This is a genomic window from Coleofasciculus sp. G2-EDA-02, assembly GCF_040226375.1.
Lineage (GTDB): Bacteria > Cyanobacteriota > Cyanobacteriia > Cyanobacteriales > Coleofasciculaceae > Coleofasciculus.
Genome location: NZ_JAVKEW010000186.1, coordinates 1 through 3,627 on the forward strand (window position 1 = coordinate 1; position 3,627 = coordinate 3,627).

Here is a 3,627-nt window from a genome sequence, read left to right on the forward strand (position 1 = left end):
GTCAAAAGTAGACGCAATGCCTGTATCGCCAGGTAGCAGGTTTGAGCGAGTAGAGGCGTCTTGACAGCGCCCAATCGATTAAGACCATAGTTTTAATCGAGGCTAGAATCTGTGCCTATGCAAGAGCGCAGAGTGTCAATAGCTTTGTCATCTCAAAATATCGTATCCTTGCCAGAGATACTGGATGGGTGTTAACCATGGATTCAAAAACGAACGAAGTCAAACAAATGGCATCTCAATTACTCGCAGGTATGCTGGCTAATCCTCATATTTACACCACAATCAGTGATGAGGGACACCAAGGACAGCTAGAACAGAAACTGATCCTGATGGCGGTGGAGATGGCAGAGGATTTGATTGACAAGGCTGAAAGTCGTCATCCTTGATCAACCCCGTCCTACTTCTTGAGGGCGGGGATTCGCGCGAATTATGTTGAGTTAGGATATCCCTAGGGTGAAGCGAGGATTTGTGGGGGACGAGCAAACTTAACCGAATCGTCCACTTACATAGTCTTTCGTGGCTTCCTCCTTGGGATTTTGGAAGATATTTTCAGTTTCGTCATACTCGACTAAGTACCCTTGTTTTCCACCCTTTTCTGTGGCTTTGGCATTGAAGAAGGCGGTCATATCAGCAACCCTTGTGGCTTGCTGCATATTGTGCGTCACAATCACAATACTGTACTTTTGTTTCAGTTCGTGCATTAAATCTTCAACTTTAAGGGTTGAAATCGGGTCAAGAGAAGCACAAGGTTCGTCCATCAATACCACATCTGGGTTAATCGCGATCGCACGGGCAATACATAACCGTTGCTGTTGTCCCCCAGATAGCGCCATCCCATTGGTTTTTAGCTTATCTTTGACCTCATCCCATAAAGCTGCAGCGCGTAGGGAACTTTCCACTAACTCATCTAGATTACCTTTATAGTTATTCACCCTGGCACCATAGGCAATATTGTCATAAATTGATTTGGGAAATGGGTTGGGTTTTTGGAACACCATACCAATCCGTCGCCGTACCTCTACCGGATCGACCTTTTTGTCATAAAGGTCTTTCTGGCGATAGTAAACCTTACCCTCAATGTGAAATGAATCAATTAAATCATTGAGACGGTTGAAGCAGCGGAGCAATGTGCTTTTCCCACAACCCGAAGGACCGATAAAAGCCGTGATCCGGTTTTTGGGAATTGCTATAGACACCCCCTTAACCGCTAAAAATTTGCCATAGTAAATATCTAGGTTTTCCGTTCGTAAAACCGTTTCTGTTGATTGCTCATTGGCTTGATTTGGCTCGGCAATTTTCCGATGAGATTCCATGATAATTTTCACTGATTTTTTAGTTGGCATCCTGTTCCAACAAGTAGGTTTTCTTTAGAGCTTAGAACCTGATTAAACTTCATAATTTATTCTATATAGGTCGGTTAATTTGATCATTCATAATCCATAAGTCAGTAAATGCTTTTCCGAGTTGCCCAGCGAGAAATTACACTGGTTAATAAGACCAAAGCCACCAGGATTAAAGAAGCCGCCCAAGCTAATTCTTGCTGAGCCGAAAAAGGCGAAGTGGCAAAATTGTAAACTAACACAGCCAGGGAGGGAGTGGGTTGACAGATCCCTGAGGGCCAGAAGAAGGTGAATAGAGCCGTGAAAATTAGCGGGGCTGTTTCGCCAGCGGCGCGAGCAACCGCCAAGGTAGTTCCCGTCAAGATGGCGGGTAAAGCGGCGGGTAGAACCACTCTCAATACGGTTTGATATTCCGAAGCTCCCACACCCACAGACGCCCAGCGCACATCCTGAGGCACAATTTGTAGGGCTTCATCGGTAGTTCTGATGATGATCGGTAGCATTAGTACCGCCAGTGCTACACCTCCGGCAAATGCGGAAAAGCTACCTGAACAGGGGATGAATCCCAGTCCAACCACAATCAGCCCGTAAGCAAATATCCCGGCAATAATTGAAGGGACACCACTCAAAACATTAGTGGCAAAACGAATCCAGCGAGCAATTGGACCTGCACTAAATTCTGACAGATAAACGGCGGCTAAAACACCAATAGGAACACTAATCAGCGCCCCAATCGCAATCACAATCAACGTACCGACAATCGCATTGCCCACACCGCCACCGGATAAACCCGCCGCCGGGGGCAATTCCGTAAATAAGTCTAAGTTCAGGCGGTTAAATCCTTTGATGATCACATATATAATTACCGCAAACAACGGAATCAGGGCAATAACTAGGCAAGCTCCGGCTAGGATAGTCATCACGATGCCAAACAGCGATCGCCCACTCGTGTATGAACGAGTAAAACTGTGAGTGGGAAAGTCTTCAGGTTGTTTATCTTGGATATTTTCTGCCATAAAGTTTTCAAGTTTTGACGTTTTGACCCTTTGCGACCTTTGAGAGCGTGAATAGACTTGAAATTTCCTTTGTGCAGACGTTCCACGCCTTACGTCTCTACTTTCCTGCTCCCACTATCTCACCTTAAAACTTCTTAACTTGGCGCACAATCAACTCCGCCAGAATATTAACGATTAGTGTTAAGACAAATAGCACGAACCCGGCATACATTAAAGCCGCAACCTGTAAACCTGAAGCTTCAGCAAATTGATTCGCTAAAAGGGAGGCGATGGTGTTGGCTGGAGCAAGTATAGAAAAATTAAGTTGATTGGCATTACCAATCAGCAAGGTGACTGCCATGGTTTCGCCCATCGCTCTACCCAGCCCTAACATTATGCCACCGACAATGCCCGAAAATGCAGCCGGAATTAGAACCCGAAAGATAGTTTGCCAGCGGGTGGCTCCCAAGCCCAGAGATGCTTGTCGCAAATCTGGAGGTAGAGACGCCAAGGAATCGCGAGAAATTGCCGTAATAATCGGCAAAATCATAATCGTTAAAATAATTCCCGCCGGAAACATACCCACCCTTGTCGGCTCTGTACTAAACAGAGGAATCCAGCCGAAGTTTTTATGCAGCAACTCCTCAAGAGGAAGCAAGACAGGAATCAAAACATAAATGCCCCATAGCCCGTAAACCACACTTGGAATCGCCGCTAACAGTTCCACCATAAACACCAGAGTCATCCGCGCTGATTTGGGCAGAAAGTTTTCGCTCAAAAAGACGGCGGTACCAATTCCCAGAGGTACAGCAAACAGCAGTGCGATCGCGGAACTCATCAGCGTCCCGTAGATCATGGGTAACGCCCCATATTCGTCTTCTACGGGATTCCAGGCGCTGTTGACCAGAAAATTCAGACCAAATTCCCGGATCGCGGGCAAGGCTTCTATGCCCACTGTGATCGCGATGAAGATTAAAATTCCCGCAACTGACAGCGCTAAGATGCGAGCCAGCCAGACAAACCCCCGGTCTAGAGTCTTTTCAACCCTCGACCGTTCGGGGAGTACTGCTGAATGAGATTCAGCTTGTGTGGTCATAAAAATCCTTCGTTGTGGGAAACCCTGTGTACCTTCGCTTCGCTTATCGGGCAAGCTTTAGACCAGGGAGGAACACGCGGTAGCGGTTTAAGAAGCATACCCCTTTCGGGGTGGAGGGGTATGGTTGCCCCTCCGGTTTTCACCCATTTCTGGGGTAAAGTTAGCCTCGCCAAGGTTATCGGTCGGTAACTGTCCA

The 3,627-nt window shown here is 46.8% G+C and carries 4 protein-coding genes; 1 reads left to right on the forward strand and 3 read right to left on the reverse strand.

The genetic code is table 11. From position 1 onward, the window contains the following. Positions 1–197 precede the first annotated feature (197 nt). Positions 198–386 carry a hypothetical protein gene (locus RLO19_RS22140; RefSeq protein ID WP_446336694.1) on the forward strand — a complete coding sequence of 63 codons (189 nt, stop codon included), beginning with the start codon at positions 198–200 and terminating at the stop codon, positions 384–386. A gap of 99 nt (positions 387–485) precedes the next feature. Here the strand turns inward: RLO19_RS22140 and pstB are convergent, their stop codons facing one another. From pstB to pstC, 3 genes are all read right to left on the reverse strand, one after another. After that, entirely contained in the window at positions 486–1,313 is an 828-nt protein-coding gene (gene pstB / locus RLO19_RS22145) for a phosphate ABC transporter ATP-binding protein PstB (protein WP_446359582.1), read from the reverse strand. A 131-nt stretch (positions 1,314–1,444) separates the two neighbouring features. Then, on the reverse strand, positions 1,445–2,356 hold the full coding sequence (gene pstA / locus RLO19_RS22150) for a phosphate ABC transporter permease PstA (protein ID WP_446359580.1): 912 nt from the start codon (positions 2,354–2,356) through the stop codon (positions 1,445–1,447). Between the two features lie 124 nt (positions 2,357–2,480). Beyond that, positions 2,481–3,431: a phosphate ABC transporter permease subunit PstC gene (gene pstC, locus RLO19_RS22155; protein ID WP_446359581.1), complete on the reverse strand. Its 951-nt coding sequence runs from the start codon at positions 3,429–3,431 to the stop codon at positions 2,481–2,483. Positions 3,432–3,627: the final 196 nt, after the last annotated feature.